Raw genomic sequence first — 15,966 nt, forward strand, 5'->3', positions numbered from 1 at the left:
CAAAGAGGTATAATAAAAATGCTGAGCCATTATAATCATGACCCAATTTTTACACCTGAACAAGTCCTAGAAAACCGTGGTCGTGTTGCCATCTTTATCGATGGTTCAAACTTATTTTATGCTGCCCTGCAACTAGGGATTGAAATTGACTACACTAAGCTATTGTGTCGTTTGACAGCAGGGTCTAGGCTACTACGCTCTTTCTTTTACACTGGTGTTGATCGTACGAATGAAAAGCAGCAGGGCTTTCTACTCTGGATGCGTCGTAATGGCTACCGAGTAATTGCCAAAGATTTAGTGCAGCTACCAGATGGCTCAAAAAAAGCTAATCTGGATGTAGAAATTGCTGTTGACATGATGGCACTAGTGGGTTCCTACGACACAGCAGTTCTAGTCAGTGGTGATGGCGATCTTGCCTATGCAGTAGATTCTGTAAGTTATCGGGGAGTTCGGGTTGAGGTAGTCAGCCTACGCTCCATGACCAGTGATAGTCTCATTAATGTAGCTGACCGCTATATTGACCTTGATACCATCCAAGAAAGTATCCAAAAAACACCCAAACAAAACTATACTTACCGTCCTTTGTCTGGGTTCAATGTCATGGATGAACAGCACAAATAGTTTGGTGATTAGTGATTAGTGATTAGTGATTAGTGATTATTCATTATTCATTATTCATTATTCATTGGTGATTAGGGTCTGTCTGATGGGGTCGAAACTACGATGTAGGTGTGTGGGCGTTTCTTTCTCATGTCTTGTAGCATTCGGGCAGTAATTAGTGGCTGAAAACCTATAGTTTATGTCCGATGCTTTCCCCTCCTATAGTTGACATACAGACTTTATTAATGGAGTAGGGTAAACCATCTAAAAACTGAAAGCTAAGCAACTACGTCAAGTATAGATGAGGGGGTAACAGGTCAGCTATAATCATTAACTCATCTGGGTTTGGTCAATTCAGTTACAAAACTTATATCCAACTTGAAGGAAATAATCAGAGATTGAGTTCTCAGTCATTGAAAATATTCTGCCGAGCGCTGAGCGGGTGAAAGGTAGGCTATAATCCTTATCTGGTCAGGATGCGCGTCAAGTCAGTTACCAAACTTACTTATCAACCCGATTTTTCGACCAGTTGGACGAAATAATCAGGAATTGAATTCTCAGTAATTGAAAATATGCTCATGATTGTCTAGGTATAGTTTGGGATGAGAGTGACCTTAAACCTAGAGCTGACAAAGAATTTGGGGGGCTTGTCGCCCCCCAGGAACTATAGAGGTTATAAAAACTTCTAATAACTAAGGAGTAATAACTAGTATAGCGTTTCCTAGAAAGCCATTTTTATAAAAATTACTTTTTTAAATCGATACAAGTCTTTATGATTAAGCTTTGTATCGATTATTTTATAGTCATTTATCCTAACCACACGCTCTTAAGCCATATGTTTTTATACTCCAAGAGATGTCTTAAATTTTTTATTTTGATTTTCATGGTTTACTCATTATCTGGCTGTAAGAGTGAGCCAAAGCCATTAAATCAAGTTCAGGAAGACACTAACGTTACTGAAAAAATTGAAGGAAGTCTAGTCTTTAAAAACGTCACTCTAGATCAGTCAGATAAGCAAGGTCGTCCTCTATGGAAAGTTACAGGAGATAAAGCGACTTACTCTCCAGATAGAAAAATCGCTTACATTGAGAAACCCAATGGGGATTTGTATCAAGATGGGAAACTGATTTTACAGGTTTCAGCCCAGAGTGGGGAAATCCTAGAGAATGGTGAGATAGTGTTTCTCAAAGGTCAGGTCACGGCTACAGATCCCCGTAATGGTGCTGTGTTACGAGGTGATGAGTCTGAGTGGAAACCTAAGGAAGATTTGTTAGTTATCCGCAATAACGTTAAAGGTAATCACCCTAAACTACAAGCATCCGCAAAGGAAGGGCGTTACTTAAGTCGCACCCAGAATTTGGAATTAATTGGTCAAGTAGCAGCCATATCAAAAGACCCAAACTTGCAAATGAAAACGGAACGTTTGGTCTGGCATATCGAACAGGAGAAGGTAATTGGTAACAAAAGCATACTGATTGAACGCTATAAAAATAAGATAGTAACAGAACGAGTGGAAGCAGATAAGTCTGAGGTAAACCTTAAGGCAAAGATAGCAACTCTCAAGAAAAATGTGCAGTTGACTTCGGTCGAACCACCGGTCGTGATATCGAGTAATTCAGCAGTTTGGAATTTGAATGATAAAACTGTCGTGTCCGATCAGCCGGTTAGAATTGTTCACCAGCAGCAGAAACTGATGGTAACAGCTAACAGGGGACGGGTAGATTTGGGTAAGAAAGTAGTTAGGTTAACGGGAGGAGTACAAGGGGAGGGAAGCCGTAAGCAAGCCAAACTGTACGCTAATCAGCTAACTTGGGATATCCCCACCCAACAGATGGAAGCCTCAGGTAATGTAATATATGAACAAGTTTCACCCCAATTTAATACGACTGGTGATAAAGCAGTGGGTAACCTTGAAGCTCAAGATATTTTAGTAACTAGTGGTGTTGGGGAAAGAGTGGTAACAGAAATTATTCCTTGAGCTGGTTGAAGGTTGAACGCGATCGCGTGGCCTTTTGGCCAAGGTTGACTGTAGCCTAAATTAATTTATTGCTGAGACTGGCTTTGGAGCCGTTGACCAAAGTTGACAGTTGACCAAAGTTGACAGTTGACCAAAGTTGACCGTTGACCGTCAACGGTCAAGCCAACTCGATATCTATTTGCTATTTTTTATTTTCAATCAACAAGGCACTGCTGATTTTTTCAATACGCTTGGGATCACCAATGATCAATGGTTTATGGGTTTGATTGCTACTCTTTTGGGTAAGGGTACCCCACTCGACAGACAGGCGTTGCAGTAGCTGATCCTGTTTTGCGCGAAATTCTAGGATATCGTTGCCACCGTTAATAATGGCAAACCACACTAAACCGCGATCGCGTGTTGGGAGAAAACCAGCTAGAGCACTAACTTCTCTGAGAGTTCCGGTTTTAATCACAGCCCCTGGGGGAATGTTACGGTCGAGCATGGTTCCCTTAGTATCCCGTCCAGCTAGGGGGAAGACATCCCTAAGATTAAGCTCGTAAGGCTGTAAAAAGCGCTCAATAGCCATGAGCATAGCACAAGCAGCACGGGGGGAAATTCGATTCTCCATACCTAAACCAGAGCCATTAATCAACTGAATTTCGCTACCGGGTACACCAGCTGACCTAGCCGCCAACCGAGCGGTTGTCTGAGCACCCCCAATGGCTTGAGACAACATCTGAGATACGTCGTTGTTACTGTAGATGTTCATCTCTCTAAGAATATCTACCAGGGGCAAGGACTTGTGGAGTAACAGATATTCCTGCTTGGGAATGGGAGTATCAGATACGACTACATTACCAGCAATTTCTAATTCGGGTTTCTCGGTTCCTTTGGCCATCGATTGATACTGGCGGACAATCTGCCAAGACCAGCTGCTGGATTTTAAGGCTTGCAAGAGTTGCCCACCAGCAATTTCTGGGTTGTCCTGATCATTCATAGTGAAATTGCCAATGATCACTAAATTTCCAGTGACCCGGCGGATTCCCAGTTGATTTAGACTATTACCCAATGCGATCGCTTCTTCCCACACAAAAAACGGGTCGCTACCACCAGTAATCACCAAATCTCCCTCCAATACCCCATCTTTAACTATTCCGGTGGCACTGACTCTAGTTTCAAATTGATGAGCTGGTCCCCATTGCTGTAATGCCGCTAGACTAGTGGCAATTTTCGTGATTGAAGCTGCGGGTATTGGAACATTTCCCCGGTGGGTCGCGAGTCTAGTCAGTCCCGATTGAATCCATACTCCTTGCTTAACTGCTGAACCTTGAACACGCCATTTTCCTATGAATTCATCCACAATCGCTTCAGCAGACGGGTCTGGTTCAGCTGGCAAGCTAAACAAGGAGGTATCCCGCCAAGCCATCAGTTGAGCTTGATCAAGGTTGATCGGTTGTAGAATTCTCCAAAGTTTGACAGATATAACGACAAAGGCACCGGCAAGGATCCCAGCAGCAAGTTGTTTTAGCATTCACTACACCACATTTGTTTCTTGAGGCTGCTCTATTTTAGATACTGAATGCTGCGACTGAACAGTTCTGTTGAGAACATGTCACCATGCAAGCCTTTCGGTTCCCAAACCTCAAGTTAAACTGATCACATTGTTTACTATTCCAGGTAATGGTTCTGGTAAGATGTGGAAGGTTTCTATAAACTTTGAGCAATGGCATCGACTAGCGCACGAATCGCAATAGACGCTATGGGCGGGGATTATGCCCCCCATGAAATAGTTGCTGGAGCTATTAGAGCACAAGCTGAGTTAGGGGTAGAGGTATTGTTGGTAGGGGATCCTGAGCAAATTAGATCCTCTATTTCCCAACACCACGGATCAAGTCAGATAGAAATTGTAGCTGCTGATGGTGTCATTGCCATGGATGAAGAACCCTTGGTGACCTTGAAGCGTAAGCCCAAGGCTTCTATTAACGTAGCCATGGACTTAGTCAAGCAAGGACGTGCTGACGCTGTAGTCTGTGCTGGTCACTCTGGGGCAGCCATGGCAGCGGCTCTATTGCGCTTAGGGCGTCTGCCAGGGATTGACCGTCCCGCAATTGGCGCAGTGTTTCCTAGCATCATGGCTGGCAAGCCAGTGATTATATTGGACGTGGGGGCAATTGTAGATTGTCGCCCTAAATATCTAGAGCAGTTTGCCATCATGGGGTCAGTATATAGCAAGTATGTCTTAGGCATCGAAGATCCTAAGGTAGGACTGCTAAACATTGGTGAGGAAGAGTGTAAAGGCAATGATTTGGCCATCCGCACTCATCAACTGCTACAAAAAAATCCCAGAATAAACTTTATAGGCAATGCTGAGGGTAGAGATGTACTCTCAGGTCAGTTTGATGTAATTGTGTGCGATGGCTTTGTGGGCAATATACTGCTCAAATTTGCCGAAGCTGTAGGGGAGGTGATGCTGCAAATTATCCGAGAAGAACTGCCTCAAGGGATACAAGGTCAGCTAGGTACAGCGTTGTTAAAACCCAACTTGAAGCGGATTAAGCAGCGTATGGATCATGCAGAACATGGCGGTGCCCTACTCTTAGGGGTGGCAGGAATTTGTATTATTAGTCACGGTAGCTCCCAAGCCCCATCAATTTTTAACGCGATTCGGTTGGCTCAAGAAGCCATTGATCACCGAGTAATAGAGCGGATTAAAGCCAATCACTTCAAAAGCTCTAAGGAATCAGTGGCTAGCAATTCCAGCAGTGAGGAGTAAGGCATGATAGGCTGAGCGGTATTTCAAGGCCACCATTAGCGCAACTGTTTTTTTTTGCAACTGTTTTTTTGTTGAGGGTTGAGGGTTGACGGTTGACAGTTTGCGTATAACCGTTATTCTTGAAAATGTCAACAAAAAGCGATCATGACAAAATGCGGACTAAATTTTTAGTAGCTGATCAAGTCTGGTGTTAAACTCATGCTTATAGCCATTAGGTAAACTCCGGTAGCTTTAGCAACAAATTCTGCTATTTAACCGATAACGTTATGGAGAAAATCCACCTAATAATCTCTAGGGTTTCGTTAAACTAGGAAATTTTTAGCTTGAGCGTGGCACAAGCCCCACACCATAACCGTGTAAGGCTTGTGTAGTTTAGTTCACAGTGGCTGTGATGGCAAGATTGACCAATGACCAGTCTTTCCGCCTTCTCCCTAAGCAGCGAACTTGGGAAGAGAAAAACATGGGATGCAACTGATGGAGAAGAGCCTTGAATCAACTAGGAACAGGCATTGCTATTACCGGAAGCGGTTCCGCAGCGTCAGAGGTTACCCTCGATAACCATCAACTAAGCCAGATGGTTGATACATCGGATGAGTGGATTACCAGCCGTACCGGAATTCGGCAACGGCATCTGGTGCATGCACAAGGAAGTCTAAGTGAGATGGCTACTGGGGCAGCAAAGAATGCGATCGCTATGGCTGGAATTGCTCCTGAAGACCTAGATCTGATTATCCTAGCCACCTCAACCCCGGATGATTTGTTTGGCAGTGCTAATCAAGTTCAGGCACTCCTGGGAGCATCAAAAGCAGTTGCCTTTGATATAACCGCAGCCTGCTCTGGGTTCGTCTTTGGACTGGCTACAGCGTCCCAATTTATCCGCACTGGCCTTTACCAAAATGTCTTACTAATTGGTGCCGATATTCTCTCAAGGTGGGTGGATTGGTCAGACAGAAGTACTTGTGTACTATTTGGAGATGGTGCTGGGGCTGTAGTTTTGCAGGCAAATCAATCCGATCGCTTACTGGGATTTGCACTGTGTAGTGATGGTACCCAAAATAGCTGTCTTCAGTTAGCCTACAAATCACAAGAGCAGGAAATTGTCAAGGGCTTGACTGTTGCTAAAGGCACTTATCAGCCCATTACCATGAGTGGCAAAGAGGTTTATCGCTTTGCGGTGCAAAAGGTACCAGAAGTGATTGAAAAAGCATTATTTCGAGCTGATATCAGCACTGAACAGGTGGATTGGCTGGTCTTGCATCAAGCTAATCAGCGGATTCTTGATGGAGTTGCCCAACGTCTGAAGATTCCTAACCACAAGGTTTTAAGTAATCTCGCCCAATATGGTAATACCTCAGCGGCTTCTATACCTCTAGTGTTGGATCAAGCAGTGCGGCTTGAGAAAATTAAATCAGGAGATATTATAGCTACCTCCGGCTTTGGTGCAGGATTGACTTGGGGCGCAGCAGTTTTTCAGTGGGGAAGGTAATTGATGTACTCCAGCACCATCCTGAGCCAGTTAATCATTGTTGACGGTTAACAGTGAACAGTCAACCGCCAACGAATAGGTTTTCAAGGGTTACCGATAACCGACACTATAGAGTGAGGCTTTTCCAAACCATGAGCCTCCATCAGCTGCTGATTAGCCATCACCTGTTGAGGATGACCGTCAGCAATAATTTGTCCTTCGTCAAGTAGCAAAACGCGATCGCATACTTCTAAAATCAGTTCTAGGTCATGGGAGGAAATCAGTATTGTCTCCTCGGAGCGTTTCAAAAAGCTAATCAAGCGACGCCGGGAACGAAGGTCAAGATTCGCACTGGGTTCATCGTAAAGCACTAGGGATGGAGCCATGGCTAAAACCCCTGCGATCGCTACCATACACTTCTGACCCCCAGACAGGTTGTGGGGAACTCGACCCGCTAAGTGTTCCACACCCGTCAGGGATAGGGCTTCTTGAACTCGCTGTTCAACCTCAACCGCTGGTAACCCCATATTCTCTGGTCCAAAGGCTACGTCATCCCAGACCGAAGGGGAAAATAACTGGTCATCGGGATTCTGAAACACCAGACCAATTTCTGGGCGAAACTCACCCGCGACCACGGGTTTGCCAAATAACAGCATCACTCTTGCCCTAGTTGGTTTTAAAATGCCGCAGATGGTTAGAAATAGGGTAGTTTTACCAGCACCATTCGGACCAATCAAACCCACCCGTTCCCCTGGCTTAATGGTGAGATTTATATTGCGTAAACTATCCGGTTGGTCTGGGTAGGAAAAATACAGACTATCAATGGCAAGGACGTAGTGTAACGAAGTAGGTGACTGATACGGTTCAATGTAATCTTCTCGGTAAAACAATTCTTGTTTTTGCTGTTTCACGGTAAAAGTCTGAAGGATGAAGTCTGTTCGCGTAGCGTGGCCGTTCGCGGAGCGTGGCCTACGGCCTTAAGGCCAAGGATGAAGTCGTTTCGCATGATAGCGTTCGGTGTAGGCTAGGATAAATTCAGCAGCCATATTAATTACGGCTAATCACTTATAGTCGGGGTGAGCGAATTTTGTTAAGTGTTAATTTAAGTGTTAATTTTCTTAAATTTAAATTAACAAAACACCAACCCAAACCCTAAACTTATAAGTCGTTAACCGGAATCAATATTACCTTGATTTGATGACCATGAATTATTCATCATTGATCAGTCTGAATTCGCTTCGGTCATCTGTCCGCCTCCTTGGAGACTCCGCCTATAATCTTTGACGCACGCGGTCAGACGTGCCATATAAACACCTGGGGTTCCCCCAGGTGTTTATATGGCACTCAGGAAAGGGAGGACAGGATCTAAGTCGTATAAGCATAACCATCTTTTCTGTGAATAAATTGACAATACTTGTGACTGATACCCTCTACTAGTTACGGTCGATGTCCCCTATTAAGGGGAGCACCTCCGCTTCAGAACTGGGCGTGAGACTTTCACCTCACCCAGCTCCTGGGTAAACTCAGTCTTTTGACCGGCCTTTCGGCATGCTCCAGTGTATGTTGACAGGTTTAAGGTTGACAGGTTGAAGGTTGATAGGTTGACAGGACAATTTTATGCACTCTTACCCCTGCTCCCTGCTCCCTGCTCCCTGCTCCCTACTCCCTACTCCCTACTCCCTATTCCCTTTTCCCTTTTCCCTTTTCCCTCAGGCAAAAATCGGTACTGATGGGTCAGCTACAGACAGTCGCACCCGCTTTCCTACGGGTAGTTGAGTGCTTAGGTTGGTGCGAGCGTGGAGTTTTTTGCCGGAAGCGGTTTGTAAACAGTAGCGGTATTCACGACCTAGGAAATGTCGGTCTTGAATCACTACGGTGGAGTCATCATCAGGCTTGAGAAGAACATTTTCTTCCCGAAGCATTAGCTCCCCTTCCTCCAGCTGATCGAGTTTAGTATTAAGTATGGCATCATTGACTCTGATGGCAAAGGAGCCTACTTCTGTTTCCCATAGGTCTCCTCTGCGTTGGGCTGGTAAAAAGTTGGCTTGGGTGACGAATTCTGCTACAAAGCGAGAGCTGGGATTGGTATAGATTTCTTCTGGTGTCCCCAATTGCTCTAATCGACCAGAACGCATGACTCCCACTTGGTCGGATATCGATAAGGCTTCTTCTTGGTCATGGGTGACAAAAATAGCAGAGGTTCCGGTTTCTTTGAGAATAGCTCGCACTTCCTGACGCAACCGCAGACGCACTTGGACATCGAGATTGCTGAGGGGTTCATCCAATAGAATTAATTTAGGTCTGGGGGCTAAGGCACGGGCTAGGGCTACTCGCTGCTGCTGACCACCAGAGAGTTCGTGGGGATAACGTTTGCCCATGCCAGCTAATCCGACTAATGCGATCGCATCTTCCGTATTATTCTTGACCGAGACACCACTCTTCTGTTTCCGATTCTGCTTAAGCCCAAACGCCACATTCTCTGCTACGGTCAGATGAGGAAATAGAGCATAGTCTTGAAAGACCATACCAGTATTGCGCTGTTCTGGTGGTAACCAATACCCTGGCCCAGTCACTTTCCGTCCTGCCAATACCACTAGTCCGGCTTGGGGTCGCTCAAACCCAGCTACAATCCGCAGTAAAGTCGTTTTGCCACAGCCAGATGGCCCCACTAATCCCAGTAAATCCCCTTCATGGAGGGTAAACGACACATTCCCCACTGCTGGCTCAGTGGTTTGCTCAAAGTGTTTAGTAATCCCTTCTAAATGTAGAATTGCTGGTTTTGTCATGAATGGATCTTAAAGGTATTCTTTTAAGGTTGGCAGGTTGGCAGGTTGGGAGGTTGAAGGTTGGGAGGTTGAAGGTTTGTTGGTTGAAGGTTGAAGGTTGAAGGTTGAGTAGACCTGCAGGATCAGTAGTTTAATCTGAGTTATGGAAAGCTGACGGCTGACCGCTGAGGGCTGAATGCTTACCTACTACTTAAAGTTTCTCCTTGCGCCTTTTGCTAGGAAGCCGCCAGCAATCATCGAGCCAGGATATTAACTCTTGGCGCGGAAGGGTTAGCTGTCTGAGGATACTCCAAATTTGAATCAAAGCCGTGACATTATCGATTTCAGCTTTCAAGGGCTGGTCAGTCTTACAGTGACAGGGAATCTCTAGCTCTTGCAAGCGCCGATAGACTTGCCATCGCTCTCCCCACTTGATCTCAATCACTTGACTGGCCTCTGATTCAGATATAGATGGATCCATAATCAATAATGCTATAGTTTTTTGTTAAAAGCTGGAACCAAGCTGCCTCGGTTAAGGGAAGATTTGAGCAGCCAGGGATTAGTTATTGCTAATACTCCTAGACTAGTTTAGTCTATCTAGGGGTCAAATGCAAAGCTTTCTCAACTAATTTACAAAAAAAATATTATCCTAACAGTTGCCAGTCGGAGAATAGCACTGGAAGACCGGGAAATGGGGTGATCAGGAGATGGAAATATCTAGGGCAAGGGGTATAAGCACTTATAGATAATTTTGTCAACTATAATTGCAACTACAATCACAATCACACCAGCCGATGTAGGGTGGGCAGTGCAGCAGAGCAATCAGTACAGCTCCCGATCCCATAGCAAAGCACTGCCCACCAACTGGCCGCCCCAACATATATTGAAACTGGCAAGATGCCAGTTCCACCAACTCAGCCGATGTAGGGTGGGCAGTGCAGCAGAGCAATCAGTACAGCTCCCGATCCCATAGCAAAGCACTGCCCACCAACTGGCCGCCCCAACATATATTGAAACTGGCAAGATGCCAGTTCCACCAACTCAGCCGATGTAGGGTGGGCAGTGCAGCAGAGCAATCAGTACAGCTCCCGATCCCATAGCAAAGCACTGCCCACCAACTGCCGGCCCCAACATATATTGAAACTGGCAAGATGCCAGTTCCACCAACTCAGCCGATGTAGGGTGGGCAGTGCAGCAGAGCAATCAGTACAGCTCCCGATCCCATAGCAAAGCACTGCCCACCAACTGCCCGCCCCAACATATATTGAAACTGGCAAGATGCCAGTTCCACCAACTCAGCCGATGTAGGGTGGGCAGTGCAGCAGACCAATCAGCTCAGCTCCCGATCCCATAGCAAAGCACTGCCCACCAACTCAGCTGCCCAGCTAGAATAAATCACAAGGGTGCCAGATAATTCAACCTTCATAATTCATCCTTAACATGGTCAATTGGGATCCCTATCTAGAATCAATCCGTAACACCTACGCCCAATGGTGGCAAGTTTATACCCTCACTGATGTCGAAGGCCGCAAGCCCAAGCAGCAGCAACGAACCCCTATGCTGTTTGATTTTGGCCTAATGGTGCAAACCATCAAGTCGGAGCAGCCACAAAGAGACCAAAATCCGGAAGAAGACAAAAATCAAAAAGAAATTGAGCGATTGCCTGTCCTAGAAGGATTGCGCAAGTATGCTACTGACCATGTCTTACTAGTGGGACGTCCGGGTTCGGGTAAATCCACCGCCTTAGTGCGATTGTTGGGGGATGAAGGGATACCAAGCAAAATTCCGGTGCTGGTGGAACTGCGATATTACCAGACATCCGTGCTGGAGTTAGTGCGGAATTTTCTTATACGCCATGGTCTACTCCTCGACTCCACCGAGATCGAAAGACTATTGTTTGAGGGAGAATTCTGGTTACTGATTGATGGCGTTAACGAGCTACCCTCAGAAGCAGCACGTGTGGATTTGACTCAGTTTCGGCAGGATTACCAGAAGCGTACTCCAATGATTTTCACCACTAGGGATTTAGGAGTAGGTGGTGACTTGGGGATTCAGAAGAAGTTGGAAATGCAACCCTTGAGTGTAGAGCAAATGTCGGAGTTTGTCCGAAAGTATTTGCCACAACAGGGAGAGCAGATGCTTGAGCAGTTGGGCGATCGCTTACGGGAATTTGGGCAAACCCCCCTACTATTGATGATGCTGTGTGCCCTGTTTCAGGATAAGGGAGAGATACCATCGAATCTGGGGTTAGTGTTTCGCTCATTTACCCAGTTCTATTCTGATAACATCAAGCAAGATGTTAAGGTTTCCGAGGAATCAAGAGGATTTTGGACTGACTTGCTGCAAGAGTTAGGGTTTGTGATGACAGCAGGGGATAAGCCCAAAGAGATTACTGTTGCTATTCCTAAGACAAAAGCCGAGGAAATTTTAACTAACTATCTAGGTCAGAATGGTTGTCTCGATCCTAAAGTTCGCGCTAGGACTTGGCTAAAGGACTTACTGAAGCATCACTTGATTCAACAATCAGGAGAGTTGATTGAGTTTCGACATCAACTTATCCAAGAATACTATACAGCCGAATATTTATTGAAGCAATTACCACGTCTTAGTGATCAGGAATTGCAACAGAACTATCTCAATTATTTGAAATGGACAGAACCTCTGGTGCTGATGCTGCAATTGCTAGATGATCAATCCCAAGCCCAGCGGTTGGTAAAGTTAGGGTTAGCAATGGATTGGCAACTAGGAGCGAGGTTAGCAGGAGCAGTAAAACCCGAGTTTCAGGAGCAGACTGTTGAGTTAGTGGCTCGGTTAGACGTTCCGACCTTAGTTAAGGTTCATTTGTTGGAAATAACGGAATTAGAAAAAGCGATACCTAAGCTAAGTAAATGCCTAGATGATCATGACTCATATGTGCGTAGTCGTGTGGCAGATGCTCTGGGAAAAATCGGCATAGAAGCCACCATATACCCCTTAATTAAATTGCTGAATGATCACAACTCTTTGGTGCGTAGTCGTGCGGCAGAAGCTCTGGGAAAAATTGGCACAGAAGCCACCATCGACCCCTTAATTAAATTGCTGAATGATCACAACTCTTTGGTGCGTAGTCGTGCGGCAGAAGCTCTGGGAAAAATTAGAAAAAAACTGCCGATTGACCGGTTAATTAAATTGCTGGATGATCACAACTCTTTGGTGCGTAGTAATGCGGCAGAAGCTCTGGGAAAAATCGGCACAGAAGCCACCATCGACCCCTTAATTAAATTGCTCGATGATCCCGAAGTATATGTGCGTTGGAATGCGGCACAAGCTCTGGGAAAAATCGGCACAGAAGCCACCATCGACCCCTTAATTAAATTGCTCGATGATCCCGACGTATATGTGCGTAGTAGTGCGGCACAAGCTCTGGGAAAAATCGGCACAGAAGCCACCATCGACCCGTTAATTAAAAAATTGCTGGATGATTACCACTATTTGGTGCGTAGTAGTGCGGCAGAAGCTCTGGGAAAAATCGGCACAGAAGCCACCATCGACCCGTTAATTAAAAAATTGCTGGATGATTACCACTATTTGGTGCGTAGTAGTGCGGCAGAAGCTCTGGGAAACATCGGGACAGAAGCCACCATCGACCCCTTAATTAAATTGCTGGATGATGACAACTGGCAGGTGCGTTATAGTGCGGCATCTGCTCTGGGAAATATCGGGACAGAAGCCACCATCGACCCCTTAATTAAATTGCTGGATGATGACAACTGGCAGGTGCGTTATATGGGGGCAGAAGCTCTGGGAAATATGGGGACAAAATCCACGATAGACCCCTTAATTAAATTGCTGGATGATGACCACCCTGATGTGCGTAGGAGTGCGGCAGATGCTCTGGGAAAAATCGGGACAGAAGCCACCATCGACCCCTTAATTAAATTGCTGGATGATGACCACCCTGATGTGCGTAGGAGTGCGGCAGATGCTCTGGAAAAAATCGGGACAGAAGCCACCATCGACCCCTTAATTAAATTGCTGTATGATCACTACTATTCTGTGCGTACGCATGCGGCAGAAGCTCTGGGAAAAATTGGCACAGAAGCCACTATTCCTAAACTGATTAATCTCCTGAACAAGGAAGAATCGGCAGCAACTAATGATAAAGATATTTTTTCTGAAATCATAAATGCCCTTAACGCCATTCAAGAGCGCTACCAAGTCTACAACCCAATCTATTGTCCCAAACCGACTCAAACCATGTACATCCTCCACCTCTCGGACCTCCACATCACCACCCCTGAGCAAGCTACCCTTTGGTCAAACCAACTCGCCCAAGACCTAATCCAAGACCTTCAAATCCCTCACCTTGATGCTCTTATCCTCTCCGGTGATATCGCGAATTATTCCACTCCAGACGAATACCAGGCAGCACAACAGTTTCTCGACAACCTCCGCCAAGACTTTTCCCTAGACTCGAAGCAAATTGTTCTAGTTCCTGGTAACCATGACCTCAATTGGGAACTAGCAAAGCGGGGTTATCAGTTATTGGATCTCGAAGACTACGATGGTGAACTCAAAGAGGGTCACTACATCAAAGGTGAAGATGTGATTCGAGTCCGAGATGAAGCCAAATACCAACAACGGTTTACCCACTTCAGCCAATTCTATCAAGCTATCAAAACTGAACCCTATCCCCTCGACTATGACCAGCAAGCCATTATCGACTATTTCCCAGAGCAAAACTTGCTGATCCTAGGACTAAACTCCGCTTGGGAACTGGATCGCTACTTCAGAGACCGTGCTAGTATCCACTCCGGTGCTCTGAGCAACGCCCTGACCGAAATTCGCCGTAACCCAGACTACGGCAACTGCCTGAAAATTGCGGTTTGGCACCATGCCCTGAATAGTGCTGGAAGCGATAGGATTACCGACCAAGGATTCATGGAACAACTCGCCCAAGCTGGATTCCGCTTTTTCCTCCACGGACACATCCACAAAGCCGAAACCAGCCTTTTCCGTTACGACCTCAGTCCAACTGGGCGCAAACTCGACCAAATTGGTGCTGGCACCTTTGGCGCACCCACCAGAGAACTCATACCCGGTTATCCTTGGCAATATAATCTACTGAAAGTAAAGGATAATCAGCTCACTGTCTACACTCGCCGTCGGGAAGAAATCAATGGTGCTTGGAAACCTGATTCACGGTGGACTCAGGGTGCGGGAGTTGGTGCTTTGGATTATTATTCGATTGAGTTGTAGGGAGTAGGGAGTAGGGAGTAGGGAGTAGGGAGTAGGGAGTAGGGAGTAGGGAGTAGGGAGTAGGGAGTAGGGAGTAGGGAGTAGGGAGTAGGGATTGAGCGCAGTTTTGCCTATTGATCTATAGCGGTTTTTAGCCTAATGAGGTATACAGAATTTTTGCCCTGTTCCCTCTTCTGTCTTCCCTATTCCCTGTTCCCTGTTCCCTGTTCCCTAAAACCAGAAACTCTGTACTCACCCAAGTAAAAACTACTGTATTAAAGCTTACTTAATTCAGCTAGATAATCCTTAACTAACAATTCGATTAGGAATGGATCTAAATTGCTATGGTGAAATTTTATAGCTAAAGGAACCGTTAATCTTTGCTGATTTTCGTAGTAGGTTCGCTTCCCAAAGTAGAAAAAACTCTGGGTATTTCCACGACCTGTCTGCATAGCAAAACTTAAAAAATCCAAGCCAGGAAGATTACCAACAAATTGACATAGTTGGTAAGCATAGGAGATATCTCTATTATTAGAGCATATAGGATTAGCGAAAATACTGTCTTTGGTATTTTTGTATAGTTCTGAAAATTCAAGCCATCCTAATTTTGTGGCATTATTAATGATTATTGGTAAAAATCGAGCTTCGCCTCCCACTGCTGTCGGACAAAATAATGGTGGGTTATTAATTTGATACCATTTCTGGTTAATAAATCTCCACCAAAAAGAAGGATGATCTTTCAGGGCTTTAAGTAATTTCCAGATTAAGAAACACGTAAAGGTGGAATAGTCATTCTTAAAATTATCCTTATAATTAGTTTCCGCATCGGTTAAGTCTAATCGTAACGTAATATCTAAATAAGGATTTATTACCTTTGTTTCATCAATAAAAAAGTCTAGTGCCCAGCCGACATAACTATTTTTGTATTGATCAGTATCTAAGGGTATAGCATCGTATTTGTCTAAATAGTAATTTAAATCATCCATGATTTAACTATATAAATTCTCATAGCTATGAGGTACAAAATTTCTGGATTTTAGGGAACAGGGAACAGGGAACAGGGAATAGGGAATAGGGAATAGGGAATAGGGAATAGGGAATAGGGAATAGGGAATAGGGAATAGGGAATAGGGAATAGGGAATAGGGAATAGGGAATAGGGAATAGGGAATAGGGAATAGGGAATA

13 protein-coding genes are annotated in these 15,966 nt (G+C 45.1%); 7 read left to right on the forward strand and 6 right to left on the reverse strand.

Going from position 1 to position 15,966, the window contains the following annotated elements; translation table 11 throughout:
* Nucleotides 1–18 precede the first annotated feature (18 nt).
* A complete protein-coding gene (locus F6K57_RS08470) occupies nucleotides 19–621 on the forward strand; it encodes an NYN domain-containing protein (RefSeq protein WP_008182130.1) in 603 nt (200 codons plus the stop codon).
* An 814-nt stretch (nucleotides 622–1,435) separates the two neighbouring features.
* Nucleotides 1,436–2,578, forward strand: a complete 1,143-nt coding sequence (gene lptC, locus F6K57_RS08475) for an LPS export ABC transporter periplasmic protein LptC (RefSeq protein WP_293066496.1) — start codon at nucleotides 1,436–1,438, stop codon at nucleotides 2,576–2,578.
* A gap of 181 nt (nucleotides 2,579–2,759) precedes the next feature.
* On the opposite strand, the gene F6K57_RS08480 is transcribed toward lptC, so the two are convergent.
* On the reverse strand, nucleotides 2,760–4,091 hold the full coding sequence (locus F6K57_RS08480; protein WP_293066499.1) for a D-alanyl-D-alanine carboxypeptidase: 1,332 nt from the start codon (nucleotides 4,089–4,091) through the stop codon (nucleotides 2,760–2,762).
* Nucleotides 4,092–4,283: 192 nt separating this feature from the next.
* Here F6K57_RS08480 and plsX point away from each other — a divergent pair, with 192 nt between their 5' ends.
* Both plsX and F6K57_RS08490 read left to right on the forward strand, forming a co-directional pair.
* On the forward strand, nucleotides 4,284–5,333 hold the full coding sequence (gene plsX / locus F6K57_RS08485) for a phosphate acyltransferase PlsX (RefSeq protein ID WP_293020357.1): 1,050 nt from the start codon (nucleotides 4,284–4,286) through the stop codon (nucleotides 5,331–5,333).
* A 487-nt stretch (nucleotides 5,334–5,820) separates the two neighbouring features.
* Entirely contained in the window at nucleotides 5,821–6,819 is a 999-nt protein-coding gene (locus F6K57_RS08490; protein WP_293066502.1) for a beta-ketoacyl-ACP synthase III, read from the forward strand.
* An 83-nt stretch (nucleotides 6,820–6,902) separates the two neighbouring features.
* On the opposite strand, the gene F6K57_RS08495 is transcribed toward F6K57_RS08490, so the two are convergent.
* Nucleotides 6,903–7,709, reverse strand: a complete 807-nt coding sequence (locus tag F6K57_RS08495; protein WP_293020359.1) for an ABC transporter ATP-binding protein — start codon at nucleotides 7,707–7,709, stop codon at nucleotides 6,903–6,905.
* 645 nt (nucleotides 7,710–8,354) lie between these two features.
* Here F6K57_RS08495 and F6K57_RS08500 point away from each other — a divergent pair.
* Nucleotides 8,355–8,528, forward strand: a complete 174-nt coding sequence (locus F6K57_RS08500) for a hypothetical protein (RefSeq protein ID WP_293066507.1) — start codon at nucleotides 8,355–8,357, stop codon at nucleotides 8,526–8,528.
* Here the strand turns inward: F6K57_RS08500 and F6K57_RS08505 are convergent.
* Both F6K57_RS08505 and F6K57_RS08510 read right to left on the reverse strand, forming a co-directional pair.
* Complete coding sequence (locus F6K57_RS08505) at nucleotides 8,508–9,584, reverse strand: ABC transporter ATP-binding protein (RefSeq protein ID WP_293021267.1); 1,077 nt, start codon at nucleotides 9,582–9,584, stop codon at nucleotides 8,508–8,510. The genes F6K57_RS08500 and F6K57_RS08505 overlap by 21 nt on opposite strands.
* A gap of 190 nt (nucleotides 9,585–9,774) precedes the next feature.
* The gene (locus tag F6K57_RS08510) at nucleotides 9,775–10,044 is read right to left on the reverse strand and encodes an Asr1405/Asl0597 family protein (protein ID WP_293021268.1); all 270 of its coding nucleotides are present in this window, start codon (nucleotides 10,042–10,044) and stop codon (nucleotides 9,775–9,777) included.
* A gap of 270 nt (nucleotides 10,045–10,314) precedes the next feature.
* On the opposite strand from F6K57_RS08510, the gene F6K57_RS08515 reads away from it, so the two are divergent.
* Nucleotides 10,315–10,536 (forward strand): hypothetical protein, encoded by a 222-nt coding sequence (locus tag F6K57_RS08515; protein WP_293066512.1) that lies wholly within the window; start codon nucleotides 10,315–10,317, stop codon nucleotides 10,534–10,536.
* A 195-nt stretch (nucleotides 10,537–10,731) separates the two neighbouring features.
* On the opposite strand, the gene F6K57_RS08520 is transcribed toward F6K57_RS08515, so the two are convergent.
* Complete coding sequence (locus F6K57_RS08520) at nucleotides 10,732–10,893, reverse strand: hypothetical protein (protein WP_293066515.1); 162 nt, start codon at nucleotides 10,891–10,893, stop codon at nucleotides 10,732–10,734.
* 110 nt (nucleotides 10,894–11,003) lie between these two features.
* Here F6K57_RS08520 and F6K57_RS08525 point away from each other — a divergent pair, with 110 nt between their 5' ends.
* Entirely contained in the window at nucleotides 11,004–14,801 is a 3,798-nt protein-coding gene (locus F6K57_RS08525) for a HEAT repeat domain-containing protein (RefSeq protein ID WP_293066518.1), read from the forward strand.
* Between the two features lie 254 nt (nucleotides 14,802–15,055).
* On the opposite strand, the gene F6K57_RS08530 is transcribed toward F6K57_RS08525, so the two are convergent.
* Nucleotides 15,056–15,766 (reverse strand): CatA-like O-acetyltransferase, encoded by a 711-nt coding sequence (locus F6K57_RS08530; RefSeq protein WP_293066521.1) that lies wholly within the window; start codon nucleotides 15,764–15,766, stop codon nucleotides 15,056–15,058.
* Nucleotides 15,767–15,966 lie beyond the last annotated feature (200 nt).

It is taken from the genome of Moorena sp. SIO4A5 (genome assembly GCF_010672005.1).
In the GTDB taxonomy this organism is placed as follows: domain Bacteria; phylum Cyanobacteriota; class Cyanobacteriia; order Cyanobacteriales; family Coleofasciculaceae; genus Moorena.